24 protein-coding genes are annotated in these 24,600 nt (G+C 69.1%); 9 read left to right on the top strand and 15 right to left on the bottom strand.

The window, feature by feature from the left end:
• Positions 1 to 68: 68 nt before the first annotated feature.
• Both NIE79_RS24080 and xynC read left to right on the top strand, forming a co-directional pair.
• Positions 69 to 593, top strand: a complete 525-nt coding sequence (locus tag NIE79_RS24080; RefSeq protein ID WP_238680725.1) for a hypothetical protein — start codon at positions 69 to 71, stop codon at positions 591 to 593.
• 180 nt (positions 594 to 773) lie between these two features.
• The gene (gene xynC / locus NIE79_RS24075; RefSeq protein WP_274524576.1) at positions 774 to 2,513 is read left to right on the top strand and encodes a glucuronoarabinoxylan endo-1,4-beta-xylanase XynC; all 1,740 of its coding nucleotides are present in this window, start codon (positions 774 to 776) and stop codon (positions 2,511 to 2,513) included.
• Positions 2,514 to 2,584: 71 nt separating this feature from the next.
• On the opposite strand, the gene NIE79_RS24065 is transcribed toward xynC, so the two are convergent.
• A complete protein-coding gene (locus NIE79_RS24065; protein WP_238680724.1) occupies positions 2,585 to 3,850 on the bottom strand; it encodes a prolyl oligopeptidase family serine peptidase in 1,266 nt (421 codons plus the stop codon).
• Between the two features lie 167 nt (positions 3,851 to 4,017).
• Positions 4,018 to 4,617, bottom strand: coding sequence for a hypothetical protein (locus NIE79_RS24060; protein WP_238680723.1), 600 nt, complete (start codon positions 4,615 to 4,617; stop codon positions 4,018 to 4,020).
• Positions 4,618 to 4,733: 116 nt separating this feature from the next.
• On the opposite strand from NIE79_RS24060, the gene NIE79_RS24055 reads away from it, so the two are divergent.
• From NIE79_RS24055 to NIE79_RS24040, 4 genes are all read left to right on the top strand, one after another.
• Positions 4,734 to 7,049, top strand: coding sequence for an ATP-binding protein (locus NIE79_RS24055; RefSeq protein WP_238680722.1), 2,316 nt, complete (start codon positions 4,734 to 4,736; stop codon positions 7,047 to 7,049).
• A gap of 74 nt (positions 7,050 to 7,123) precedes the next feature.
• Positions 7,124 to 8,272, top strand: coding sequence for a sensor histidine kinase (locus NIE79_RS24050; RefSeq protein WP_238680721.1), 1,149 nt, complete (start codon positions 7,124 to 7,126; stop codon positions 8,270 to 8,272).
• Positions 8,269 to 8,931: a response regulator gene (locus NIE79_RS24045; RefSeq protein WP_238680720.1), complete on the top strand. Its 663-nt coding sequence runs from the start codon at positions 8,269 to 8,271 to the stop codon at positions 8,929 to 8,931. The genes NIE79_RS24050 and NIE79_RS24045 overlap by 4 nt, the downstream gene beginning before the upstream one ends.
• Before the next feature lie 98 nt (positions 8,932 to 9,029).
• A complete protein-coding gene (locus NIE79_RS24040; RefSeq protein WP_238680719.1) occupies positions 9,030 to 9,668 on the top strand; it encodes a DUF2306 domain-containing protein in 639 nt (212 codons plus the stop codon).
• Positions 9,669 to 9,752: 84 nt separating this feature from the next.
• Here NIE79_RS24040 and NIE79_RS24035 read toward each other — a convergent pair whose 3' ends face one another.
• The 11 genes from NIE79_RS24035 to ybiA form a co-directional block, all read right to left on the bottom strand.
• Entirely contained in the window at positions 9,753 to 10,400 is a 648-nt protein-coding gene (locus NIE79_RS24035; protein WP_238680718.1) for a CatB-related O-acetyltransferase, read from the bottom strand.
• A 123-nt stretch (positions 10,401 to 10,523) separates the two neighbouring features.
• Positions 10,524 to 10,856: a TraR/DksA family transcriptional regulator gene (locus NIE79_RS24030; protein ID WP_238680717.1), complete on the bottom strand. Its 333-nt coding sequence runs from the start codon at positions 10,854 to 10,856 to the stop codon at positions 10,524 to 10,526.
• Positions 10,857 to 11,350: 494 nt separating this feature from the next.
• A complete protein-coding gene (locus NIE79_RS24025; protein WP_238680716.1) occupies positions 11,351 to 12,085 on the bottom strand; it encodes a VOC family protein in 735 nt (244 codons plus the stop codon).
• Positions 12,086 to 12,174: 89 nt separating this feature from the next.
• Complete coding sequence (locus tag NIE79_RS24020) at positions 12,175 to 12,492, bottom strand: hypothetical protein (protein WP_238680715.1); 318 nt, start codon at positions 12,490 to 12,492, stop codon at positions 12,175 to 12,177.
• Between the two features lie 242 nt (positions 12,493 to 12,734).
• Complete coding sequence (locus NIE79_RS24015; RefSeq protein WP_238680714.1) at positions 12,735 to 13,091, bottom strand: DNA polymerase ligase N-terminal domain-containing protein; 357 nt, start codon at positions 13,089 to 13,091, stop codon at positions 12,735 to 12,737.
• A gap of 50 nt (positions 13,092 to 13,141) precedes the next feature.
• Positions 13,142 to 14,254, bottom strand: a complete 1,113-nt coding sequence (locus NIE79_RS24010) for a Gfo/Idh/MocA family protein (protein ID WP_238680713.1) — start codon at positions 14,252 to 14,254, stop codon at positions 13,142 to 13,144.
• Positions 14,224 to 14,937, bottom strand: a complete 714-nt coding sequence (locus tag NIE79_RS24005) for a ThuA domain-containing protein (RefSeq protein WP_238680712.1) — start codon at positions 14,935 to 14,937, stop codon at positions 14,224 to 14,226. Before NIE79_RS24005 ends, NIE79_RS24010 begins: the two co-directional genes overlap by 31 nt.
• An 854-nt stretch (positions 14,938 to 15,791) precedes the next feature.
• A complete protein-coding gene (locus NIE79_RS24000) occupies positions 15,792 to 17,267 on the bottom strand; it encodes an RICIN domain-containing protein (protein WP_238680711.1) in 1,476 nt (491 codons plus the stop codon).
• Between the two features lie 29 nt (positions 17,268 to 17,296).
• Entirely contained in the window at positions 17,297 to 18,736 is a 1,440-nt protein-coding gene (locus NIE79_RS23995; protein ID WP_238680710.1) for a glycoside hydrolase family 43 protein, read from the bottom strand.
• 36 nt (positions 18,737 to 18,772) lie between these two features.
• Entirely contained in the window at positions 18,773 to 20,203 is a 1,431-nt protein-coding gene (locus NIE79_RS23990; protein WP_238680709.1) for a family 43 glycosylhydrolase, read from the bottom strand.
• A 253-nt stretch (positions 20,204 to 20,456) separates the two neighbouring features.
• The gene (gene ybiA, locus NIE79_RS23985) at positions 20,457 to 21,041 is read right to left on the bottom strand and encodes a riboflavin biosynthesis intermediates N-glycosidase (protein WP_238680708.1); all 585 of its coding nucleotides are present in this window, start codon (positions 21,039 to 21,041) and stop codon (positions 20,457 to 20,459) included.
• Between the two features lie 160 nt (positions 21,042 to 21,201).
• On the opposite strand from ybiA, the gene NIE79_RS23980 reads away from it, so the two are divergent.
• From NIE79_RS23980 to NIE79_RS23970, 3 genes are all read left to right on the top strand, one after another.
• On the top strand, positions 21,202 to 21,735 hold the full coding sequence (locus tag NIE79_RS23980) for a DUF6817 domain-containing protein (protein WP_238680707.1): 534 nt from the start codon (positions 21,202 to 21,204) through the stop codon (positions 21,733 to 21,735).
• A complete protein-coding gene (gene coaD, locus NIE79_RS23975) occupies positions 21,732 to 22,199 on the top strand; it encodes a pantetheine-phosphate adenylyltransferase (protein ID WP_308193218.1) in 468 nt (155 codons plus the stop codon). The genes NIE79_RS23980 and coaD overlap by 4 nt, the downstream gene beginning before the upstream one ends.
• 93 nt (positions 22,200 to 22,292) lie before the next feature.
• Entirely contained in the window at positions 22,293 to 22,892 is a 600-nt protein-coding gene (locus tag NIE79_RS23970; RefSeq protein ID WP_238680705.1) for a GNAT family N-acetyltransferase, read from the top strand.
• A 19-nt stretch (positions 22,893 to 22,911) separates the two neighbouring features.
• On the opposite strand, the gene NIE79_RS23965 is transcribed toward NIE79_RS23970, so the two are convergent.
• Positions 22,912 to 23,787, bottom strand: a complete 876-nt coding sequence (locus NIE79_RS23965; protein ID WP_238680704.1) for an endonuclease/exonuclease/phosphatase family protein — start codon at positions 23,785 to 23,787, stop codon at positions 22,912 to 22,914.
• 150 nt (positions 23,788 to 23,937) lie between these two features.
• The gene (locus NIE79_RS23960; protein WP_308193217.1) at positions 23,938 to 24,564 is read right to left on the bottom strand and encodes a mycothiol-dependent nitroreductase Rv2466c family protein; all 627 of its coding nucleotides are present in this window, start codon (positions 24,562 to 24,564) and stop codon (positions 23,938 to 23,940) included.
• Positions 24,565 to 24,600: the final 36 nt, after the last annotated feature.

Below are 24,600 nucleotides of genomic sequence, written 5' to 3'. Positions count from 1 at the left end.
TGGTTGGTGCGCCGGCCGGGACCGGTCGCGGGGTTTCGCCGGCTGGCGCCTGCGGGTAGCGATGGCCCATGAATCGCAATCTCGTCAAGGCTCTGCAGGTCGCGTGGGAGCTGCCGGAGTTCCGCTCCGGGGTACGTCACGTCGTCGATCTCGAGGAGATTGCGGGGCTGCTGGCCACGCTGTCCGTTCCGGACCACGACCACGAGGTGGAGCGCAGTCTGCTGAGCCTGCTGCGGTCCGCCCTGGACACCGTCGAGATCAGGGAAGCGGTGTTGCTGCTGCTGGAGCAGGACGAGGTACGCAGGCCGCTCGTCGCGGCGGCGGTGGAGCCGCTGGCGGACCGGCCGGGTCAGGCTGCCGCCATCGCGTCGGCGGCCGAGGATCCTGTGGTGCGGCGTGAGGTGCGGGCGGTGCTGGCCAGCGCCAAGGTGCGCGAGCTGATCTGGCAGGCGATCGAGAACCAGCTGAGCGACGACCGGTTCGGCCTGATCCGCCGGGCGGCGGTGCTGTTCGTGTGGCATCCGCGCGTCCGGCGTCTCGCGTGGGCGGTGCGCCGGCACGGCGTGTTGCGGGAGCTACGCCGCAAGCAGTGATCCACGCCGACCGATGCCAGAGGTGTAACAAGTCTGTTAGCGTTAACAGTTATGACGATCAATCAGGGCCGGAGTGGTCGTCGGGATCACGGTCAACCCCGTGACAGCGCAGCAGACCGGTGCCGACCGGGCCGACGGGACCGAGAGGGCGCGTACCACCACCACCCAGGAGGACAAGACATGACGCACGATCAGAATGAGCAGGTGACCGGCGAACGGAAGCTGCTGACCCGGCGAACCGTCCTGACGACGATGGGGGCCGTACCGGTAGCAGCGGTCGCGACGGTCGTGGGAGCCACCGAAGCCGTCGCCGCACCGGCGAGCATCAACCCGTCCGCGACGCGACAGACGATCCGAGGCTTCGGCGCCATGGCCCACGCGGCCTGGATCGGCGACCTGACAGCCGCTCAGCGGGACACGGCGTTCGGCACCGGCGAGGGCCGGCTCGGGTTCTCCCTGCTGAGGATCCCCGTCAACGAGAACCAGGCGGACTGGAGCCGTGATCTGGCGACGGCGCAGCGCGCTGTCGCGCTCGGCGCCACCGTCTTCGCGTCGCCGTGGAACCCGCCGGCCAGCATGATCGAGACTTTCACCCGTGGCAACCAGACCAACGCGAGGCGGCTCCGGTACAGCTCATACGGCGCCTACGCCACGCACCTGAACGACTTCACCGCCCACATGCGCAACAACGGGGTGAACCTGTACGGCATCTCGGTGCAGAACGAGCCGGACTACGCGGCCGAGTGGACGTGGTGGACGTCCTCGGAGATGCTCCGGTTCCTGCGGGAGAACGCCGGCTCGATCAGCACCAGGGTCATCGCACCGGAGTCATTCCAGTACGTGAAGTCCGTGTCGGACCCGATCCTCAACGACTCGGCGGCGCTCGCCAACGTGGACATCATCGGCGCCCACCTCTACGGCACGTCGTACGCGAACTTCGCCTACCCCCTCTTCAAGCAGAAGGGCGCGGGCAAGGAACTCTGGATGACCGAGGTCTACTACCCCAACAGCAACACCAGTTCGGGTGACGCCTGGCCCGAGGCGCTCGACGTGGGGGAACACGTCCACCGCGCCATGGTGGACGCCGAGTTCCAGGCGTACGTCTGGTGGTATCTCCGACGCAGCTACGGTCCCATGCGCGAGGACGGCCAGATCAGCAAGCGCGGCGCCATGATGGCGCACTTCGCCAGGTTCGTCCGCCCCGGGTACGTACGGATCGACGCGACGGCGAACCCCGCGTCCAACGTCTACGTCTCGGCGTACCGGGGTGGCGACACCGTCGTCATCGTCGCCATCAACAAGAACACCTCGTCGGTGAGCCAGCAGTTCACGCTGTCCAACGCCACCGCGTCCGGCAGTGTCTCGAACTGGCTGACCGACGGGAGCAGGACCGTAGCGCCCCAGGGCGCGCTCAGCATGTCGAACGGCTCGCTCACTGTCACGCTTCCCGCCCGAAGCGTGATGACCTTCGTGACCAGCGTGAGCGCCACCAGCCCCGGGGACACCTACAAGCTGGTCAACGTCGACACCGGCCTGGTTCTCGGCGTCCAGAACATGTCCACCGCCGATGGCGGTCTGGCCGTGGTGTGGGGTGACAGCGGCACCGCCGACCACAACTGGGTAAGGGTCACCGACGGCAACGCGTTCCGGTTCCGCAACGTCAACAGCGGCAAGGTCCTCGGCGTCGAGAACATGTCGACCGCCGACAACGCCCGCGTCATGCAGTGGAGCGACAACGGCACCGCGGACCATCGCTGGACGCTGGTGGCCAACAGCGACGGGTCCTACCGGATCCGTAACGTCAACAGCGGCAAGGTGCTCGCCGTCCTCAACGGATCCAGCACCTGGGGCACCCAGGCCGTCCAGTACGCCGACAACGGCAGCACCAGGAACAACTGGCGCCTGACCCAGGTCAGCTGAACGTCAGCGGCTCCGGGTCGGCCTCGCACTGTCGACCCGGAGCCGAACTCCCCCCTCGCCCGCTCAGCAGATCACCGACGACGGCGGGCCATCCACTGCCAGATGTGGGTGCCGTTGAGGCTCGGGTCGTTGCGGGCCACGTAGATCCAGGACCAGTGGCCGGGGAACTGGTAGCCGTTCCAGACGACGTGGTCGTACAGGCTGATCAGTGATCCCGGGATGAGGTCGTGGGCGTGGATGGTGTTGGTCTCGGGTGGCACCGTGTCGTCGTCGCGGGAGGTGACCAGCCAGGTCGGGGTCCGGATCTTCGCCAACTCCGCGTCGGTGATCAGTGGCGGGCCCTCACCGCTGAGCGGCTCGACGACGCCACAGATCGGCACCGACGCGGCGAACAGGTCGGGATAGGTCGAGGTCATCTCGAGGGACATGTAGCCGCCGTTGCTGCAACCGACCACGTAGATCCGGTCCGGGTCGACACGCTTGCGGCGTACGAGGTCCTGAATGATCTCGCGGATCAGCGGGGCGAACCGGGGGCCGTCCTCCATCCAGTACGAGGTGCTCTGCGGAGCGACGACGTACGCGCCGGAGAAGATCCGCTGAGCCTGCGGGGTGGCGAAGCCGAGCGCTCCCCTGTTGGCCCGCAGCGTGGTCTCGTTGTCGTAGTAGTCGTCCGGCAGCGAGGCGCCCTCACCGCCGCCGTGCAGCCAGACGATCAGCGGTCGCCGGCCGTGCCGGGGCGAGTGGTCGGGCGAGTACAGCCGGTACTTCATACCCGAGCCCGAGACGTGGTAGCTGAAGGCGTCCACCTCGGGGTTCGACAGCCCTGCCTGCACGAAGCGGCTGATGGTGACCGGCGAGCCGTGCCGCCGGACGAGCGGGGTGTTCTGGGTGATGGTGTAGACGAGGTCCAGCCGCACGTTGCGGCCCCTGCTCAGGATGTAGCCGAGGGTGCCGCCGCCGGGCTGACCCTCGGCGTGGCTCAACTCCAGCACGATGTTGCCGTGCCGATCGAGTCGGGCAGCGGTCACCGTGCGGTCCAGGTCGTACTCGCTGAAGATCTGATCGCCGGGAGCGATCGGGATCGGGCTGCTGGCCTTCGCGTGCACTGTGAACGTGCCGGGGGTCAGCCCGGCCGGGTCGATCGAACCGAGCCGGCGGGTGTCGAGGGTGACCGAGGTGACCTGCTCACCGCCATCGAGCGTTCTCGCGTCGAGGGTGAAGCTCACGCTGGTGCGATCATGCCCACCGGCGTGGGCGGCGAGGCCGGGCAGGGCCAGGCCGATGGCGGCACCGGCCCCACCGGCCAGGACCGTGCGGCGAGTGACAGACGTGGACATGCGGCCCCCGTACCTTGCGACGTAGAAGCTCATCGATGGCATCTCAACGTAACGCCGCGGAGATCCGCTGGCAACCGGCACCGGCACGAGCGATCAGGGCGCCCCACGCCGCCGCAGCCACGTGGAAGGCGCCCTGACCAGTCACGGGACGAAGACCGCCCGCACAGTCAGCTCAGGCGCTGGAACACGGAGAACGGGTAGACCCAGGCGGGGTTGAAGATGAGGCCCAGCCGGTGCAGGTACCGCTGGCAGGCGCTCGGCTGCGCCGGGTCGGGGCAGAACGTCACCCACAGCTCGGAGTACCCGTCCTTCTCGGTCGGGCTGTAGTTGACGATCTGGTCCCGCACGACGAACTGCATCGAGGTCAGTCGGGGGTCCTGCACGTCGTTGGGGAAGGCGAGGGACGTGTCCAGGCCGTACAGCACGATCTCGTTGGAGAACAGGCAGACGCTCGCCTGGAAGTACAACTCGTAGATGGTGGTGTAGGTCGCCGTCTCGTAGACCTCCTCGGAGACCTCCTCCCGGTAGCAGGGGGTGCCCGGCGGGAACGCGGGCGGCGTGGGCACCGGGATCGCGTTGGTCGTGATGTCACCGGTGGTGCGGGCCGAGCTTCCCGACGACGTCGCGCGCAGGCCGCCGTCGGCGCAGGCCGCCTTCGTCTTGCAGATGGCCGGCTCGGGTGCCGCCGACGCGGCCGCCGCCGGGACGGTGAGCGTCGCCGCGAACACGGTCAGGGCCAGGACCAGAGGCTTGAGATGTACGGACACGTGACCTCCATTGGTTCGATCAGTGCTTCTGCACCCGAGCAGGGTCGCCGATCGGGCCGGGCCTCTGGCCGGGATTCCGTACACCGCCGTACACTGACGGACGTCTATTGCCGACGGTGGGGGGCAGGGCGCTGGATGCTGCGACGGCGCATACGTCCGACGACCTTGCCGGGTTGTTGCGGGCGTTGCGACGCAGGCACGCACGCCAACAGGGCGACAGCGAGCTGACGTATCGCGAGCTGGCCGCCCGCACCGGCTGGTCGCACACCGCGATCGCCGAATACCTCACCGGAAAGACGCTGCCGCCCACCGACCGGCTCGACGCCCTGGTCCGGCTCCTCGGTGCCACGCCGGCCGAGCAGGGCGCGTTGGCCACCGCCCGGGACCGGATCGAGGAGAGCCGCCGCCGTGCACCGCGCGCACCCGCCCGGATGGTGCCCCGGCAGTTGCCCGCCGACGTGGCCAGCCTCACCGGGCGTGACGACGAGTTGGCCCTTCTCGACAAGCTCGTCGCCGCGCCCACCGCCGTCGTGGTCGCCGCCATCTCGGGCACCGCCGGGGTGGGCAAGACCGCCCTGGCCGTGCACTGGGCGCATCGCGTCGCCGATCGGTTCGACGACGGTCAGCTCTACGTGAATCTGCGCGGCTTCGACCCGCGCGGGCAGGCGCTGAGCGCGGCGAAGGCGCTTCACGGCTTTCTTGACGCGCTCGGAGTGCCGGCCGCCCGGGTGCCCGCCGATCTCGACGCCCAGGCCGCCCTGTACCGCAGCGCGCTGGCCGGCAAACGGGTCCTGATCGTGCTCGACAACGCCCGGGACGCCGAACAGGTCCGTCCGTTGCTGCCCGGCACACCCACCACAGTGGTGCTGGTGACGAGCCGTAACCAGCTCACCTCTCTGGTGAGCCTCGACAGCGCGCATCCGCTACCGCTCGGCCTGCTCAGCCGCGCCGCGGCCAGTCATCTGCTCACCAACCGGCTCGGCGCCGAACGGGTGGCCGCCGAGCCGGAGGCCGCCGAGGCGATCATCGCCGCCTGCGCCCGGCTACCGCTGGCGTTGAGCATCGCCGCCGCGAGAGCCCAGCAGTCCGGCTTCCCGCTGGCCATCCTGGCGACCGAGCTGGGGACGGCCGGTCGGCGGTTCGGCGTACTGGACGCAGGCGACGCGGTCGGTGAGGTACGGGCGGTGTTCTCCTGGTCGTACACCGCGCTCACCCCGCCGGCGGCCAACCTGTTCCGGCTGCTGGGCCTGCACCCCGGCCCGGACATCACGGTGGCCGCGGCGGCGAGCCTGGCTGGTCTTCCGGCGGATGGAACCCGCTGGTCGCTGACCGAACTGACCCGCGCGAACCTGCTCGCCGAGTACCGGCCCGGCCGGTTCACGGCGCACGACCTGTTGCGGGCGTACGCCGCCGAACTCAGCGGCGGCACCGATCCAGAGCCGGACCGCCGGGCCGCCACCACTCGGCTTCTCGACCACTACACACACACCGCCCACACCGCCGACGCCCTGCTGCGCCCGCACAGCGACCCGGTCGACCACCTCGTGACACCGCCCGCGGTCGGGGTGCAGCCTGAGCGGCCCACCACCCACGCGGAGGCGATGGCCTGGTTGACCGCGGAGCACCCGGTCCTGCTCGCCGCGCTCCGGCAGGCCGCCGGTGCCGGATTCGACGCGCACACCTGGCGGCTGGGGCGGGCCCTCGACACGTTCCTGGACCGCCAGGGGCACTGGCACGACCGTGTCGAGACCTGCCGGGCGGCCCTGCTCGCCGCCGAGCGCCTCGGCGACCCGGTCGCACAGGCGGTCGCGCACCGCTTCCTCGCCGGCGCCCACACCGTGGTCAACGGGTACGCCGACGCGCTGGGCCACCTCGAACAGGCCCTCGACCTGTACGTCCGCGCTGGAGACAGCGAGGGCGAGGCGCGTACGCACCAGAACCTCGCTTCGTTGTGGGACCGGCGGGGTGAGCCGCGGAAGGCCCTTGAGCACTCGGAGCGGACCCTCGTGCTGGCCCGGGCAGCCGGCCACCGCAGGGCCCAGGCCGACGCGCTCAACGCGGTCGGCTGGTGCCTTGCCCAGCTCGGCGAGCACCTCGGGGCGTTGGCGTACTGCGAGCAGGCACTCGACCTCCTCCAGCAGCTCGACGACCGCGCCGGTGAGGCCGCCACCTGGGACAGCCTCGGCTTCGCACATCATCACCTCGGCCAGTACGGCCGGGCCGTGGAGTGCTACGAGCGCACCCTTGAGCTGACCCGCGACCTCGGGGACCGCTGGGGCGAGGCGGACACTCTCAGCCGGCTCGGTGACACCCGCCACGCCCTCGGCGACCCCGTTTCCGGCCGGGCCGACTGGCAGCGCGCACTGGACATCTTCACGGCCCTCGAGCATTCGGATGCCACCGCCGTCCGCGCGAAACTCCAGCTCCGGTAGCCGAGACCATTGCCCGGCACCGGCCACCCGGGTCGTACTTTGGGACGATCTGGAGTCGCACCACCGTTCGTACGATGAGTCCCATGCATCCTCGCCTGCACGCGGTGTTGACCGAGCCGCGGGTCTCCCCCGCCCCGTCGCGGGTGTGGCGCGACTGGGCGATGATCGCCGTCCTCGCGCCGGCGATCGCTGTGGAAGGAATCCTCCGACCCGATCTGCCGTGGCGGGTGGGCTGCGTCGTCGTCGCGCTCGCGCTGCTGCCCACGCTCCTGTGGAGGCGTACCGCGCCGCTCGCGATGGTGGTGATCGCGTTCGGCTGCACGACGGTCGCCCCGTTCGTGCTGCCCGGCGATCCCTGCCAGCTGTTCACGGCGAGCTTCCTGGTCGTCCTGGTCTACGCGCTGTTCCGCTGGGGTTCCGGACGGGATGCCGTGCTCGGTTCGTTCTTCGTGGTGGCCAAGGTGACCGCCGCCGGTCTGGTCGATCCGGTCGACGGCGGTGAACTGGTCGCCGGTTTCGCGGTGATGTTCGCCGCCGCCACGCTGGGTGTCGCCATCCGCTTCCGCGCCGCCGCCCGGCTGCGCCAGCTCGACCAGGTGAAGCTGTTGGAGCGTGAACGCCTCGCCCGCGACCTGCACGACACTGTGGCCCACCACGTGTCGGCGATGGCGATCCGCGCCCAGGCCGGCATCGCCGCGTCGGCGAGCCAGCCGGGTGCCGCCGTCGAGGCGCTGCACACCATCGAGGCCGAGGCGTCCCGTGCGCTTGCCGAGATGCGCGCGATGGTTCGCGTCCTGCGCCGCAACGAGCCCGCCGACCTGCTGCCCAACCCGCAGGTCGCCGACATCGGGCGGCTCGCCGGCCAGTTCCGCACCGGGCCGACCGTCGACGTAAAGCTGCGCGGCGACCTCGGCGACCTTCCGCCCACTGTCGGCTCCGCGCTCTACCGCCTGGCTCAGGAGTCGGTCACCAACGCCCGCCGCCACGCCCGCCACGCCACCCGCATCGAGGTCAGCGTCGCGGCCGACGACACGTCAGTGCGCCTGCGGGTCAGCGACGACGGCGAGACCGGCGCCGCCCGTCCGACCGGCTCGCCCGGGTTCGGCCTGGTGGGCATGATGGAGCGCGCCGACCTGCTCGGCGGCACCTGCGAGGCCGGCCCCGATCCCGACCGTGGGTGGACCGTCACGGCAGTGCTTCCGCGCGAGGGAGTCGACGCGTGACGGTTCGCGTGCTCGTGGCGGACGACCAGGAGATCGTCCGTACCGGCCTCACCATCATCCTGAACACACAGCCCGGCATCGAGGTCGTCGGTGGGGCGGGCGACGGCCGGCAGGCGGTCGAGCTCGCCCGGCGGCTCCGCCCCGACGTGTGTCTGTTCGACATCCGGATGCCGGGCATGGACGGCATCGAGGCCACCCGGGCGCTCGCCGGGCCCACGGTCCCGGAGCCGCTCGCGGTCGTCGTCATCACGACCTTCGACCTCGACGAGTACGTGTACGCGGCGCTGCGGGCCGGCGCCCGCGGCTTCCTGCTCAAGGAGGCCGGCCCTGACCTGCTCAGCCAGGCCGTGCACGCGGCCGCCAACGGGGACGCGCTGATTGCGCCGAGCGTCACCACGCGGCTGCTGAAGGCGTTCGCCGACGCGGATCCGGCCGCGCCGCGCACGCAGCCCATCGAGGCGCTCACCGACCGGGAGGAGCAGGTCCTGGTCGCCGTCGCACGGGGACGCACCAACCAGGAGATCGCCGACGAGCTCTACATCACGTTGAGCACTGTCAAGTCGCACGTCACCAGCCTGATGACGAAGCTGGGGGTGCGTAACCGGGTCGAGGTGGCGATGTGGGCGTACGAGACCAACCGCCGCCGACGGCACTGGTGAGCGGCGGAAGTACGACGACGGCGTCCGACCATGGGCCGACCCAATCGCGGCCCATGTGCCGATGAGCGGGGACGGGTCCGGCGTCCACCATCGGTGGCATGACGATGCGCGAGTGGCGGCTACCGGCCGCGTTGATCCTGCTGGGCCTGATACCGATGCTCGCCGGCGCGGGACGCCTCACCGAGTTGGGCAGCGGACCGGAGGTCACCCCTGCGAACGCGCGGTTCGTCGCCGATCCGCTGCCGGTGGTGCTGCACATCGTCGGCGCGGTGGTCTACACGATCCTCGGCGCATTCCAGTTCGTACCCCGTCTGCGCCGCCACTCTTGGCACCGCCGCGCCGGCCGGGTGCTCGTCGCCTGCGGACTGACGGTCGCGTTCACCGGCCTGTGGATGGCCGTCGCGTACGACCTGCCGGCCCATGACAACGACGTGCTCGCCGGCATGCGACTCGTCTTCGGCTCGGCCATGGCCGGCTCGATTCTGCTCGGCCTCGCCGCCGTGCTACGCCGGGACATCGCCCGGCACCGTAGGTGGATGACGCGCGGCTACGCGATCGGGCTCGGCGCCGGCACCCAGGCGTTCACCCACGCGCCGTACCTCATCGCGACCGGGGAACAGCCCGCCGGGAACGTCCGGGCCGGCCTGGTGGTCGCCGGCTGGTTGATCAATCTTGCGGTCGCCGAGTGGTATTTGCGGCGTCCGGCTCCGGTCGTCACCGCGGCGGCAGTGCGCTGAGCTGAGCCCGAGCGGCAGAAAGGCTGAGGGGACGGCGTTCAGGAGTCGGTGGCATCGGTCAGCGCGCGCAGGTCCGGCCTGGCACTACCGATGCTTGGGCGCCACGGCCTCGAGGTCGTCGATGCTGCCGGACATGATCGTGCGAAGGTGCTCGGTGATGTCCTGAGTTGGCCAGTCCCACCAGGCAAGTGCCAGAAGGCGGGCGACGTCTTCCTCGCTGAAGCGGCGACGGATGAGCCTGGCTGGGTTGCCGCCGACGATGCCGTAATCGGGGACGTCATCGACGACGACGGACCCGGAAGCGATGACCGCTCCGCTGCCGATCTGGACGCCGGGCATCACCATGGCTCGGTATCCGAACCACACGTCGTTGCCAACCACGGTGTCACCCCGGCCGGGCAGGTTGGTGATGAGATCGAAGTGTTCGACCCAGGAACCGCCCATGATCGGGAACGGAAAGGTCGACGGGCCGTCCATGCGGTGGTTGGCGCCGTTCATGATGAACCGCACGCCCTCGCCCAGCGCGCAGAACTTCCCGATGATCAGCTTCTCGGGCCCGTAGTGATACAGCACGTTGCGGGTCTCGAAGGCGGTTGGATCATCCGGGTCGTCGTAGTAGGTGAACTCCCCAACGTCGATCAGCGGCGAGGTGACCAGCGGCTTCAGTAGCACCACGCGCGACTGTTCGGGCATCGGATGCAGCACGCCCGGATCGGCCGGAACACCTGCCATCGTGATCTCCTCACGGGCCGCTGAAGGACATAACCAAGATCGCAAAGACCCGTCGCACGCTACCACCGCTCTCACACGTGAGGGTGTGGCTGCCGCGGCGGCGGCACGGCAGCCACACCGGCGTCACCTGCTCTGCTTCTCCTGGCACGGCACGCAGAAGCGGGCGTGCGGGAGGATTTCGAGCCGCTCGGCCGGGATGCTCTGGCCGCACCTCTGGCAGGCGCCGTAGGTGCCCTCGCTGATCCGGTTCAGCGCACCGGTGATCTGCTCGATGTTCTGGCGGGTGGCCAGCAGCAGCGCCGCCTGGTTGTGGGCCTCGCCGGGGTCGCCGGTGTCCGCGTTGAGCTCGGTCAGTTCCCGCAGCCGAGCCGTCTGGGTGGCGAAGTCGTCCGCCAGGGACGCGCGCAGGTCAGCCAGCCAGCTCTGGTCGAGAGTACGACGATTATCGACGCTCATTGTTCGCCTTTCCGGGGTGGGAATGTGTGGGAAAAACAAAAAGGGCCGAAGCTTGGATAGCTTCGCCCTGGCGGTCGTTCTGGGTATGCAACGATTCCGCAGGTGGGCCTCGGCCGGTTCGCATCGGGCTCGACATTGTGTGCGTGTGCGTGGGCACTGTGTGTGGCGCGCGGACAACCGGCACCCGCATGTCGGCCTTGGGGCGGGTCGCCGTCGGCACGCGCACAGCACCGCCCCCCGCCACCTCGGTGGCGGCGGGCGAGTGGTAGGTCACCGGCGGCATGCCCCCACCATAGAGGGGTGTTTGCCCTGAAGCCAACGTCTCCGATGGGACCTCACTGCGGCCACGAACTGCCGCTTTTCGCCGCAACAGGGCCGTTGCCCGAACCCGGTGGGTGCCCTTCGATATCGCAGCGAGGTCGCCGCCGCGGACCTCGGCCTGAGCCGCGGGACCCTGCCGAGGGCTACGGTGAGCTTTCGCCGGGGGGTTGGGGTCAGCTCGGGGTGAGGAGGCAGAACTCGTTGCCCTCCGGGTCGGCGAGCACCCTCCACGGGACGTCCTTGCCCAGGTCGATGGGGGTCGCGCCGAGACTCCGCAGCCTGGCCGCCTCGACCTCGAGGTCGTCACCGGGGTACGGGCGGACGTCGAGATGAACGCGGTTCCACCCGCTCTTCACGTCAGGCGTACGGACGAACTCCAGGTAGGGGCCGACGCCCTTGGCTGAGCGCAGTCTCGCCCCCTGGTCGGTCACCTCGTGCAGGGTCCAGTCAGTGGCCTCACTCCAGAACCGGGCCATGGCTCGCGGATCCGCGCAGTCGACCACCACGGCGGCGATCGGCCCGGTGTCCTGGTAGAGCGGTCGGGGGTCCAACACGCAGAACTCGTTGCCCTCCGGGTCGGCCAGAACCGTCCATGGCACCTCGCCCTGGCCCACCTCGGCAGCTGTCGCGCCGAGATCCTTCAAGCGCGCGACCACCTGCGCCTGGTGGTCCTTCGAGGTGGTGGCGAGGTCCACGTGCACGCGGTTCTTTACCGTCTTGGGCTCCGGAGAGACGATCAGGTCGACGCAGACGGCTACGGGATCGGGGTAGACGAAGCCCTGGGGTTCGAGGTTGGTCACGCCGGGTCCCTCGCTGGAGACTCCCCAATCAAGCGCCTGAGCCCAGAAACCCCCAAGCGCAGAGTCGTCCCGAGCCTTCATGTTGATCTGAACAAGCCGTGTCGCCATGCCGGCGATGCTAAGGCCTGTCGAGTCGGCGGTGGCACCCGACCTGGCGTGATGGGACGGGCGCACAAGCCCATGTGGCAGGTCTGGGTTCAGTAGTCCAACGTTCGTAGCCACCAGGGAAGGTCGGGGTCGGCGAACGGGTTGTTAAGCCATATTCTCTGGCGACTCTCGTTGGCTGGAGTGACAACTCGACGCAGTTCCCGGCGGGCCTTTTCAGAGACCCGGCCGAAGGCGATGTCGATGACGGCGCGGGGATCATCTGAGTTGGCTCGCCAGTCGTCGTCACAGTGCCAGGGAACTTGGGTGCGGGCATAGCCGTAGCCGCGATACTTACCCGGCGGTCGGCACCAGGTCACGATGGCAGAGGCGGTCCAGTTGTCCGGCCAGTTGTAGAGGCGATCGAGCACGCGTAGCTGTCGCATTGTCGAGGCGGACAGGCCAGGCACATCGAGCCGAACCTTGACTCTGCGTGCGGGCCAGGGGGCCTGCGGCTGTCGCCGGTGGTGACGTTGGAGGGTGGCTCGAACGGCGGCAGGTGGCCGACGGGGCATGCGCACTTCCCGAGACGCGGTCGCCGTCCATGGTCTGGCATGCAACCACACCGTGTCCAGGCCGTCCCAGTACAAGCACCATGAGAGCCTGTGGCCATCTATCTGCGCTGGTCCGGGGGTTGCTCCTTCGTCAGGTGCAGCAGCCACCCCTCGCCGGTGCGGATGAGTGCGTATCGCCGGCTACCGGCGCGGCCGTGCAACGTGAACAGCATCCGGCGGTCGGTGCGATCATGCTCCTCCCAGGTGCCGATGTCGGCTATCGACTTGTCGACGTCCTCGTAGGTGAGGTGATCGAGGTCGTGGTCGGGCACGGCGATCGCGAGTCGGTTGTCGCTGGGGCTGTCCGGCAGACCGCGAGGCACCGCCCACGAACGCAGCACACCGTCCTCCTCGAGCCGCAGGTCGAAGTGCGGCCGTGGTTTGCGGTGGTGATGCAGGACGAAGGCGGGTGCCACTCCCCCATTGTCGGCGCCGGCCGGCCCTTCCGCCTGTCAACGCGACCACCTCACGACGCCGGGTACGCCTTCCAGGCCTCGACCGGAGTGAGCGGGACCGGCACGGGCCGCTGCGCCGTCGTCGTCAGCTCGATTCGCTGGCCTTCCGCCGCCGACCGGAGCAGGCTGGTCATCGTTTCGAGGACGTGCAGTGCGACGTTTCCGTCGGCGCGCGGCGGACGCCGATCGTCGGCCCGGACCAGGTCGATCAGACCGATGCCCCGGGAAGCCTTGGCGTAACCGGCAAGCGGTTCGAGAGCGCGCCATTCGGTGCCGCCGAGCGCGAAGAGGCGGACCTCACCGTCGAAGTAGTTCGGATCCGGTACGGCGAGCGTGCCGGCCTCCCCGTGCACCTCGATCGGCGCGGCCGTCGTCCGGACGCCGTCGAAGCTCGTCGTGATGGTGGAGAGCGCACCATCGGCGTGCTCGAGTACGCCGGTGAGGTGGGTGTCCACCCCCACCGGGATCCGCTCACCGGCGCGGGGGCCCGAGCCGATGACACGCTCGGCGCGCAGGCGGCTGGCGGCTCCGGTCACCGCCCGGACCGGCCCGAGCAGGTGGATGAGCGCCGAGATGTAGTACGGCCCCATGTCCAGCATCGGGCCGCCGCCCGGGGCGTAGTAGAAGTCGGGATTGGGATGCCAGCGCTCGTGCCCCGCAGTGACCATGACGGCGGACGCTGACATGGGCCGTCCGATGAGCCCGCCGTCGATCGCCGCCCGCGCCGTCTGCGTACCCGTGCCCAGGACGGTGTCCGGCGCGCAGCCGACGCGGACGCCGGCCGACGCGGCTCGCTCGATGATCGAGCGGCCGTCCGGGAACGCCACGGCGAGCGGCTTCTCGACGTACACGTTCTTGCCGGCGTCGATCGTGCCCAGCGAGATGTCGGCATGCGCAGCGGGGATGGTGAGGTTGAGCACCGTCTGCACGTCCGGGCGGGCGAGTAGGCGCTCCACGCTCAACGCCTCGGCTCCGGGGATCGTGGCCGCGACCTCGGCCGACCGGGAGGGGTCGAGGTCGGCCACCGCGACGATGCTGACCTCACTGTGGTCCGCGAGTGTGTCCAGGTACGCGCGGGAGATGACCCCGAGACCTACGACGCCGACGCGGTGCGGGTCGCCCACACCATTCCCCTCTCGATGACGGTACGGACATCCGCGTGCTCCAGCACGTCGAGGCTGTGGCCCGGGGTCGTCACGACGACACGCCCGGCACCCCACAGGCGGGTCCAGATCGCCGGCGAGGTGACCGGCCGGTGCCACGGATGCCACGCCTGCGTCGGGTGGGTGGTCACGGCCAGCACGTCGATCAGGTCATCGTGCAGCACCCAGTACTGCTCGGTGACCAGGTCGAAATCCTCGATGCCCGCGGTGATCGGGTGCTCCCGGCCGAGGTCGGTGATGCGCACCGTGTGCGGTAGGAAGTTGTCCTCGGGGCCACCACGACGCTCACAGGGCTCCCGGCCCGGGTGGGTCGCGAACTGGCCGCCCACCAGCTGCAGGTATTCGGATGACGCGCGGAACGAGTCAACGATGCCGCCGTGCCAGCCGGTGAAGCCCGTGCCGGCGATGACCGCGGCGCTGAGGCCGGCCACCTGGTCCGCGGTGATCTGCGACATCGTCATGCACTGCACGACGAGGTCGGTCCCGGCCATCTCGGCGGCGTCCGCGTAGATCTCTGTCGACTCCTCGACCCGCACGGCGTAGCCGCTACGTTCGAGGAAGGGGAGGAACAACTCCGTCGCCTTGACCGGCTGGTGCCCCTCCCAACCGCCCCGAACCACCAATGCTCTCCGCTGCGCCACCATCGCTCCCTCCCACCGTGCGTCGCCATCGGGCGGGCCGCTGCCGCCCGACGACGTGCCGCCGATGCCCGTACGTGTCGAGCACCGAAACCGTACCTGTGGTCGACGACAAAGCCGACGTACGCCGGCTTCCGCATTCCACTGTGCACGGTCGGCTCACGCCGCACCACGAGCGACACCCGTGCTGGACCGGCGCCAGAGTTCCGGGCCGGCCGGGTCGAGAGCGCGAGCGCCGCAGTGGGATCTGCTGATCAACCGCTACGGCGGTTGCCATACTGGCGAGGGCTCTGGACCGAGCCGCGGCCGCCGAGGTGCTGACCCTTTCCATGCGGCTGAGGCGAGGCGACCTTGCCCTTCGCGCGTCGGGCAGCCCGATTCGTGGGAACGGCCGGCGCGTCGGTCTCGGAATCGGTCTCAGCCGCTGGTGAGGTGTCGGCAGCCACCGCAGGGTCGTCTTGGGCGGGCTCAGGCTCCGGCATCGGGTTCTCCTTGAATGTGGTGGGGTCCTGCGCGCCGTCGACGGCCGGCGGACGCGGACTGATCGACGCCGAGGCGCGCGCCTTGACGGTAGCGCAATGCCAGGCCCAGCTGATTGCTCCCCCGCTGAAGCGGGACAGTCGTTACCTGCTGCCCGTTGACCACCACCGCAGGTGACAGGCTCAGCCGATCACCGACTCGCCACCCAAGTAGGTGAACGACACGCGCGGTGGGTAAAGCCCCAGACGGCGTAGGCCCGGACGACCGGGCTGGAGTTGACGTGGTGCGTCCACCGGACAACGACGGATTGCTGAAAGGCAACCCGTCGTTGTCCGGCTCGGGAAGGCAACAGTGAACCGGTCGTTACGTCGGAACGACAGTCAGACGGTGGTGCGCGACCACTGCTGGTTGGTGCCGCTGTTGCACGAGTACTGCTTGAGGACCACCCCGTCCGCGGTCGATGCGGCCGGCACGTCCACGCACTTGTTGCTGTGTCGTGCCCGGAGCTGGAAGTAGCCGCCGTTGGAAACCATCTGGAACTGCTGGTTCGTGCCGCTGCCGCAGGTGTACTGGACGAGTTCGGCGCCGTCGGCGGTCGATGCGCTCACGACGTCGAGGCACTTGCCGCTCTGCCGGCTGATGATGCGCCAGAAGCCGCTGCCGGCGTCCTGGAACTGCCACTGCTGCCACGCGCCACCGCCGTACGTGTACTGGCCGACGCGCGCACCGTTGTCGGTGTTCGGCTGCTGGACGTCCATGGCCTTGCCGCTGTGCCGCACATCGATCCGGTAGAACGTTCCAGTCGACGGCGGGGGCGTGGTCGGGCCATCGCCGACGGTGTCGCCCCACGCGTACCGGATCCGGTCCGCGCCGGAGGTGTTGCGGACGGTCAGGTTGAGGTCGGTGCCGCTGCCGCTGAGGGCGAACATCGAGTACCAGTCGTAGCCGATGGTGCCGGTCTTGCCGCCGAGGGCGGGCCAGTAGGTGCCGCCCATCTGGTTGTCGCGCATGACCTGGGCCATGGCGCGGATGTAGCGCACGAAGTTGTCGGTGCTGCCCGCGTCGGCGTAGTTGCGGCCGTCGTTCATGGGTGCGCCGAACTCGGTGGCGACCGCGCGGGAGGCGCAGTTGCCGAGGCGGGCCTGGATGTGGCTGCGGAAGGCGTCGTAGGTCATCGCGCCGTAGAAGAAGGCGTAGTAGTGGAAGGACAGCAGCGTCGCGTTGAAGCGGCTGTCGTTGCAGATGTCGCGCAGGTCCTGGCTGAAGCCGGTGCCGCCGATCAGCACCCGGCCGGGCACCGCCGAGTAGTGGTAGGTGAGCCAGTTGGCAGCGACGTTGCGCCACTCGGCCGAGCTGTAGCCGTGGGGCTCGTTCATCGGCTCGAAGTAGACGTTGGTGTTCGTGCCGTACGTGTTGGTCACCGTGGACCACATCGCGTTCCACGCGGCGAGGTTCGTGATCCTGCCGCCGGAGGCGGCCCCGTCCTCCCAGTAGGCGAGGATGACCTTGAAGCCGCGGGCGGTGGCCGCATCGATGGCACCTCGGTACGCCTCCCACCAGGCCGTCCCCACCGTGTGGGTGTTGATGGGCAGCCGGATGGTGTTGACCCCCATGGTGGACGCCATGTCGTCGTAGAGGGCGTTGGCCTTGGCCCGCACGGTTGCGTTGCTGTCGGACATGCTCAGGCCCTGCACGACGAGCGGGCTGGTCTTGAAGTTGTCACCCAGCATTGCCCAGTTCATGCCGCGGAACTGGTTGGTGGCGGCGATGGCTGGCGACGACGCGACGGCGACGATGCCAACCATCGCCGTCAGCGCGGCCACCAGGGCGCAGAGCACCCGTCGATGTAGTGCCACAGTCGGAACTCCTTGAAGAGGGACCAGGTTCAGCTGGTCACGCGGAAGGTGGCGTCGGCACGGCTCTGCGCGTCGGACACCGGGTCGAGTCGGAGCAGGTAGGCGTAGTGCCGGAGGTAGCGGTCGGGGTGGCTGTAGGACTGGAACGACGTCCACGAGGAGTTGGCGAGGCCGGCGACCTGCCGGAAGGTGGCGTCGGCCGCGTAGGTGGCGGTGCCGTCGTTGGCTTCCAGCCGGAAGTCGTATCCGTAGTGGCGCAGGTAGTGGCCCGGGTAGTTGACCGACTGGATGGAGACGGTGCCGGAGCCGACCAGGCCGGGCACCACCCGCCACTGGCCGTCCTGGGCGGGGCTGACATTCGGGTCGATGCGGACGTCGTAGTCGTAGTGCCGCACGTACCGGTCCTGGAAGTTGTACGACTGGATCCGGTTGACAGCTGTGACGGGCCAGCGGGCGAGCACCCGGTTCTGTTCGGCAGCGGTCAGGTTGAGGATCGAACCGTGCCGTTTCTTGGTGCCACCCATGGCGTACGAGCCGGACGCCGGGAGCCGGTAGCTGCCCGGGCTCGACGGGTCGGTGGTCAGGACCGGCAGGTACCCGCGTCCGCTGGAGTACTGGTCGAGGTAGAGGACCCACTCGTTGCGGTTGTTGTACTTCATCCACATCGGGCCCTCGACCTGCGCTCCGGTCAGCCCGATGCTGGAGAGGTTTCCGAGGCTGGTCCAGGTGCCGAGGATGGAGTTGCTGCCTTCGATGGCGATCTGGCCGTCCCGGGAGGCCCGGACGTAGCGGTAGGCACCGACTCCGGCCGGCACCTCGACGATCTGGGTGTCGATGATCTCCTGGTTTCCCGGCCGGTTGACGAAGACCTGCGGGGTGGTGACGCTGCGGAAGTTCGCCGTGCGCGCGTAGTAGATGCGGTGCTTGGTCGCGCCGTTGAGCGGGACGTTCGTCGCCCAGTAGAGGACGTAGTCGCCGGTGGCCGGGTTCCAGATCGCCTCCGGAGCCCAGGCGTTGCGTCCGTCCGGGATCGCGCCGGCGACGTTCAGCAGCCACGGCGCCGACCAGGTGACCAGGTCGGTGGACTCCCACACGACGAGGTTGCGGCTGCCGTTGTTGATCGCGGCCGACCAGTCCTGGCCGCAGCCGATGCACAGGTCGGTGGCGATGATCCAGTACCGGTCGCCGGCCGGCGAGCGGACCAGGGCGGGGTCGCGGACGCCGCGGGTGCCGACGGTGGACCGCAGCACGAGCCCACCGTTGTTGAGGTCGGTCCAGCGTAGGCCGTCGGTGCTGTGAGCGAGGTAGATCTGCTGGTCGGTGGACGACTCGCCGGTGAAGTGCGCCATCAGGTAGCCGACGGTCGGGTCGAGCGCGGCCGCCTCCCTGGGTGTAGCCGCCGACCAGGTGGTGAACAGCAGGCTCGCGGCCACCGCAACCGCGCAGAGCCGGACGAGGACTCTCGACATGTGTCTCTCTCCTTCGCGCAGGGGCTTACCAGTCAGCTACAGCGTCGGTACGACGGGCCGGATGGTGCCGTCGGTGCTGAATTCCATCCGGTCGATGGCGGTCTCGCGGTTGGTGCCGTTGCCGACCGGCACGGCGAAGCGGTGGTAGGCGATGTACCAGGTGTCGCTACCGGGTGCCCGGAGCACGGAGTGGTGACCGGTGCCCTTGATGCCGACGTCGAGGCGCTTCTGCAGCACCAGACCGCGTCTGGTCCACGGCCCGAGGGGTGAGGAGCCGGTGGCGTACGCGACCCGGTAGTCCTCGCTGCGCGTGTCGTTCTCCGACCACATGAAGTAGTACAGACCGTTGCGCTTGAACACGAACGGCGCCTCGTTGTAGCCGGACGGGGTGATGACCCGCGCCTGCGCCGCGTCGAAGGAGACCATGTCGGCGTTCAACCGCACCGCCCGCGCGACGCCCTGGCCCCAGTACAGATAGGACTGCCCATCGTCGTCGGTGAACACCATGGGGTCGATCGTCTGCCCGCCGGAGAACTGGTCGCTGCGGACGAGTGGTCGTCCGAGCGCGTCACGGAAGGGCCCGGTGGGGCTGTCGGCCACCGCCACGCCCAGCTGTTTGGCCGTGTTGCCGCTGGCCGCGCCACCGCTGAAGTACAGGTAGTAGCGGCCGTTGGCGTTGGCCACCGCCGGCGCCCAGGCCGAGTTGTCCGCCCAGGACACGTCCGGACCGTGGTCGAGGATCACGCCGTGGTCGGTCCAGTTGACCAGGTCGGTGGAGGAGAACGCCTTGTAGTAGGTGCCGGCCCAGCTCGCGTAGCCGTCGGTGGTCGGGTAGAGGTAGTAACGGCCGTTGAACACGGTGATGTGCGGGTCGGCGAAGAGACCCGGGATCACCGGGCCCTTGGTGGTCCGGGGCGCCCAGGGCGCGACGAGGCGGAAGGCGCTGTCCGCACGGAACGCGGCCGTGTCCTGGTAGGCGTCGAGCCAGAGCGCGAAGTCGCGGTGCCGGATCCGACGGCTCGGGTAGTTGTACGAGACGAGCGCCACCGATCCGCTGACCGAGCCCTCCACGGCACAGAAGGTGGCGTCGGCCCGGAAACCCGCGTCGCCGGTGTTCGGGTCGATCCGGAGTCGGTAGTCACGGTGGCGCAGGAACATGCCTGCCTTGGTCTGGAACGAGTAGCAGGTCGGCGACGCCAGGCCGTTGACCACTGTGAAGGTGGCATCGAGCTTGGTCTGGTTGGCACTGCTGGAGGTCACCGGATCGAGTTGACCGAGATAGTCGAAGTGCCGCACGTACCGTCCGGCCTGGTTGACCGCCTCCAGCGAGACGGCGCCGGTCGGCAGCGGGGCGGCATGCGCCGGCCCGTCGGCCATCACCACGACAGCCGCGGCGGCCACTGTGGAGAGCACGAGGAGGGCCCGTAGACGGACGGTCGATGCTCCCGACAGCGATGTCGCTGTCATACACCGTGGAACCACGGTCCCGACCCCTCTCCGCAAGATCATCTATGTTAGCGTTAACAGGAACGAGTCGGGTCCTGGCCCAGGATTTGGCGGGTCGACAGTGGGCGACGTGCCGGCGCAGGACACCTCTGGCGCGTCACGCGGCTACAGGCACAATGTGTTCGGTTCGTTAAGCTCGCGTTGCGGACAAGTGTTAGCGATCGCATCGACCAGTGTCAAGAGATCGACCATGGCCGCTCCCCCGCGACCCCCGTCACGCTCGACCCGCATCGTGCGGGCCCTGATCCCTGAGCACCTCACGCACCTGCATGAGCGCGAATCCGAGCAGGTTGAGCCCTCGCCAACACCCGGGCTCGCCGGCAGCCGGATCGTCGCGGTCCAGTCCGATACCCCAGATCCGGTCCAGCGGGCTGGCCTCCACCAGGACTCGCTGCCCGGTAGCCAGCAAAAATGCCCGGAGCGCGCGATGCTGGCCGAACTTCGCACGGTTGCCGGCCACCACGATCGCGAAGCGGTGTTCGCTCCAGGTCCGCTGATCGAAACCCGCGACGCGTCCTCCCAGCGCCTTGGCGGCGTGGGGATGCGGCGCGGCAAGGATCTGTTCCGCCATCGCGCGGTCGCCGAACAGGGTGGCCTTGCGCCACATCATGTAGTGCTCCGCAGTGGCGAACCGCATGTCATCCGCGGTGAACGGCGCCGGCCACCACTGGCTCAAGCAGCCTGCGCCGACACCCCCGTCACGCTCGGGTTGGTGCCCCCAGAAAAACAGGAACTTGACCCGATGACCCTGCGCCTGCGCGGCGGCCAGATCCGCGACGCTACGAACCGATGCCAGCATGATGGCGAGTCTGCGACACCGGCGCTCCGCGTACCCCCGCATTTTCGGCCGCGACGACACGCTCGCGGCCGCCGCGTCGCCAGGTATGCCCACGGCGCTGTGACATATTGCCCACGCCCGGCGGCCATCGGAGTCGATCGTCGATGCCTACAGTCGGACCATGAGCACCGACGACGGCGTTCGGGTCTGGCTCCGCCGGCATGGTGCTGAGCAGATCGCCCACCCCGGAGGCAACCTGTACGCCCACCTCTGTCGAGTCAGCGAACGACTCGCCTTGCTCGGCTGCACCCTTGACGTGCAGGCAGCGGGGGTCACCCACGCCGTCTACGGCACCGACGGGTTCGACGTCACCCTGCTTGATCGGCCCGATCGTGCCGTGCTGCGGGATCTCGTTGGTGCCGACGCCGAGGAACTCGTCTATCTGTACGGCGCCTGCGACCGTGGACGCAGCTGGCAAAAGCTGGCAAGGACCGGCGAGGTGTTCGACCGTTTCGCATGTCAGGTGCGGACGCCCGGTGAGACTCAACTTCGGTCGCTGGTGGACCTGAGCATCGTCAACGAACTGGACGTCATCGAGCACGATCCTGCGATGGTGGACCGGCACGGGGCCTACTTCCGGGAGCTGTTCGCCTCATGGGCCGCGATCGCCTCGGAACAGGTCATCCGCGATGCGCAGCGGGTCCTGCGGCAGTGACACCCGAATGGTCACGTCTGACAGCACGGCCCCCCGGCCGCGTACGAGTGCGAGCCGTCTACCCCGGCAGCTTCGATCCCTTCACTCCGGGGCATGCGAATGTGGTGAGCCGGGCACGCGCGCTCTTCGACGAGGTGGTCGTGCTCGTCGCGGTCAACAGCGGCAAGCATCCGGGCAGCGACGAGGAGGAGCGGGCCGCCGCTGTCCGGGCCGTTCTGCCGGTCGAGTGGACCTCGGTCACCGTTGCGGCCTGGAGCGGGTTGACCGCCACCTACTGTCGTCTCCGGGACGTAGGAGTGATCGTCCGCGGGGCGCGTAACACCACCGACCTCCGGGCTGAGTACCAGCTCGCAGCGATGAACCAGTCGCTGGGTGTGCCCACGGTGTTCCTGCCGGTGCAGCCCGAACTGGCCGCGGTCTCGTCGACCGCGGTCCGCACGCTAGGCGCGTGGCGGGCCGAGTAGGGCGGCGATCATCGCTTCGGGCTCGGGATCACCTCCGTATCCTGCCCCCGGAAACCGGTTGCCTGTCGCCGGGGTCGCGCCGAAGATCGGTCGATGTCCAGTGACCAGGCGACCCCCGACTTCTCGATCAAACCCACCCTGACCGGTGAACGAGTGATCCTGCGTCCCTTCGTCGACGACGACCTGGACACCTTCCGGGCGGCGGTGGCCGACCCCGAGGTGGCCCGGCTGACCGGCAGCCCGGCCGACGACGCTCCCGACGAGGAGCGGATGCGTTCCTGGTACGGCAGCCGCAACGCGCAGACCGACCGACTCGACCTGGCGGTCGTGGACCGCGCCACCGGGGCCTGTGTCGGCGAGGTGGTCCTCAACGACTGCGACCCCGTCAACCGGAACTGCAACTTCCGCACGCTGCTCATCTCCGCCGGCCGCGACCGTGGCCTGGGCACCGAGGCGGTACGCCTGGTCGTCGGCCACGGTTTCGAGCGGCTCGGCCTGCACCGCATCTCACTGGAGGTGTTCGCCTTCAACCCTCGGGCCCGCCGGGTGTACGAAAAGGCCGGCTTCGTCGCCGAGGGTGTCCTACGCCAGGTCCTACGCCACGGCGACGACTGGGTGGACACCACGGTGATGTCGATCCTCGCGCCCGAGTGGGCGGAGCACCGGGGACATCCCGAGCGCCTGAAGTCGTAGCCGACGAAGGCCGAAGGCGTCAGCTCTGGATGGAGAACGTTGCTACGACACCGCTGTGGTCGGACCTGGTGGCGCTGACGATGTCGTAATCGGTCATCCACATCAGCTGGTGTTCGGGCAGCCGCTTCCAGAAGTAGACGTAGTCGATGTGCCGGTTGCCGTGCGTGCCGGTGCCCTTCTCGCCGAAGAGGTTGTAGTTGGAGCGCAGATTCGGCAGCTCGTTGGCCTCGAAGACCTGCCACGGGAACTTCGCGTACCCGTAGTTCCGGTCGGCGCTGAAGTCGACGTTGAGGTCTCCGCTCACGATGACCTGGCCCTCGTCCTGCTTGTCGACCGCCAGGTCCTTGAGACCCTGGAACTGCGCTTCGGCGCACCTGGTGCGCGGCAGATCCTCCGGCCGCCCGGAAGTTTCGATGCTGGCCACCGCGTGGGCGTTGATGTGGGTCACGTTGCGGCCACTGGCCTTGTGCCGGTACTTGACCCAGTTGTTGTACCGCGCCGGCGGCACCTCGCCCGGACCGTTGGTGTCACAGACGAAGATCGAGCCCTTGTCGAGTACGTCGAACATGCTCTTTTTGGCGATCAACGCCTCGCCGGCCTGGTTGGTCCCGCCCGGCGCGTACAACCACCAGCCGTTGTCGGCGGCCCAACTCGTCAGGAACGCCTTGCGGGCACCGACCTCGTTGAGACCGACGAGGTCCGCCCTGGACGCGATCAGGTTCAGGTCGTGCGCGAAGTCGGCCTGGCTCAGCCCGTAGTAGATGTTCAGCGTGGCCGCCTTGAAGCCCACGCTCGCGGCAGTGGCCGGTGCCGCCGGGAGCAGGGCGGCCACCAGCGCGACCGCGCCAGCGAGAGCGCCCAGGGCGCGGGCCGACCAGTCCGTTGTCCTGCGCATCGATGTCCCTCCGCACGAACCGCCGGTGGTGGCGGCCAACGCACACTATCGATTCGAGTCGACGCGACGCCGAACATCCGGTGACGAGGCATCGACAGACCTGGGTCGACCTGGGTCGGTTAACCAGCTCCCCCAACGGCAGTGGTGGAGCTACGCGAAGGTGAGGGCGTCGGACCGGGCGCGTTTGAGTTCAGAGAAGGCCCGGCAGCCAGCGAGCAGGCGAGCGCCGTCGAAGACGCGGACGGCCTCCTCGCCACGAGGAATCGCGGTCAGCACAGGGCCGAAGAAGGCCACGTCGTCGATGACGACCGTCGGGGTGCCGAGGTCCTCGCCCACCAGTTGCTGTGCGTGGGCGGTGCTCGACCGCAGCTGCGGGTCGAGGTCGCTGCGGTGGGCGGCGTCGGCCAGGTCGGCGGGGAGGCCGGCCTCGGCCAGGGCCAGCGGGACGACGGTGTCGAAGTCCTTGTCGCCGGCGTCGTGGATCCGGCGACCGAGCGCCGGGTACAGCCGTACGAGGGCGGCGGAGCCGTGGTGCGCCGCTGCCGCCACACACACCCTGGCCGGCCCCCACGCCCGGTCGTTGAATTCGCGGTACCAGGGCTCCAGGTCACGGTGCTCGTTGATCACCGCGAGGCTCATCACCTCGAACCGCAGAGTGAGCGGCCGCATCGTCGCGACCTCCATGAGCCAGCGGGAGGTGATCCAGGCGAACGGGCAGGACGGATCCACGTACGCCGTGACCACCGGAGCTGACGTTCGAGTCGAGTTGTCTTCCACGGAAGAGAAGTTATCTTCTCTGGAAGGTAAGATGCA

Source organism: Micromonospora trifolii (assembly GCF_022229005.1).
GTDB classification, from domain to species: Bacteria; Actinomycetota; Actinomycetes; order Mycobacteriales; family Micromonosporaceae; genus Micromonospora; species Micromonospora trifolii.
The sequence above is the reverse complement of the archived record's forward strand: the minus strand, read 5'-3'. Positions and strand labels throughout refer to the sequence as shown.

What these genes read in the sequence shown, in the direction of transcription:
- xynC (WP_274524576.1), top strand. Translation starts at nt 774, where the DNA reads ATGACGCACGATCAGAATGAGCAGGTGACCGGCGAACGGAAGCTGCTG.
- NIE79_RS24030 (WP_238680717.1), bottom strand. Translation starts at nt 10,856, where the DNA reads ATGAGCGTCGATAATCGTCGTACTCTCGACCAGAGCTGGCTGGCTGAC.
- NIE79_RS23980 (WP_238680707.1), top strand. Translation starts at nt 21,202, where the DNA reads ATGAGCACCGACGACGGCGTTCGGGTCTGGCTCCGCCGGCATGGTGCT.
- NIE79_RS24005 (WP_238680712.1), bottom strand. Translation starts at nt 14,937, where the DNA reads ATGGTGGCGCAGCGGAGAGCATTGGTGGTTCGGGGCGGTTGGGAGGGG.
- NIE79_RS23990 (WP_238680709.1), bottom strand. Translation starts at nt 20,203, where the DNA reads ATGACAGCGACATCGCTGTCGGGAGCATCGACCGTCCGTCTACGGGCC.
- NIE79_RS24065 (WP_238680724.1), bottom strand. Translation starts at nt 3,850, where the DNA reads ATGTCCACGTCTGTCACTCGCCGCACGGTCCTGGCCGGTGGGGCCGGT.
- NIE79_RS24025 (WP_238680716.1), bottom strand. Translation starts at nt 12,085, where the DNA reads ATGGCGACACGGCTTGTTCAGATCAACATGAAGGCTCGGGACGACTCT.
- NIE79_RS24040 (WP_238680719.1), top strand. Translation starts at nt 9,030, where the DNA reads ATGACGATGCGCGAGTGGCGGCTACCGGCCGCGTTGATCCTGCTGGGC.
- NIE79_RS23995 (WP_238680710.1), bottom strand. Translation starts at nt 18,736, where the DNA reads ATGTCGAGAGTCCTCGTCCGGCTCTGCGCGGTTGCGGTGGCCGCGAGC.
- NIE79_RS23965 (WP_238680704.1), bottom strand. Translation starts at nt 23,787, where the DNA reads ATGCGCAGGACAACGGACTGGTCGGCCCGCGCCCTGGGCGCTCTCGCT.
- NIE79_RS23970 (WP_238680705.1), top strand. Translation starts at nt 22,293, where the DNA reads ATGTCCAGTGACCAGGCGACCCCCGACTTCTCGATCAAACCCACCCTG.
- NIE79_RS24050 (WP_238680721.1), top strand. Translation starts at nt 7,124, where the DNA reads ATGAGTCCCATGCATCCTCGCCTGCACGCGGTGTTGACCGAGCCGCGG.
- ybiA (WP_238680708.1), bottom strand. Translation starts at nt 21,041, where the DNA reads ATGCTGGCATCGGTTCGTAGCGTCGCGGATCTGGCCGCCGCGCAGGCG.
- NIE79_RS24080 (WP_238680725.1), top strand. Translation starts at nt 69, where the DNA reads ATGAATCGCAATCTCGTCAAGGCTCTGCAGGTCGCGTGGGAGCTGCCG.
- NIE79_RS24035 (WP_238680718.1), bottom strand. Translation starts at nt 10,400, where the DNA reads ATGGCAGGTGTTCCGGCCGATCCGGGCGTGCTGCATCCGATGCCCGAA.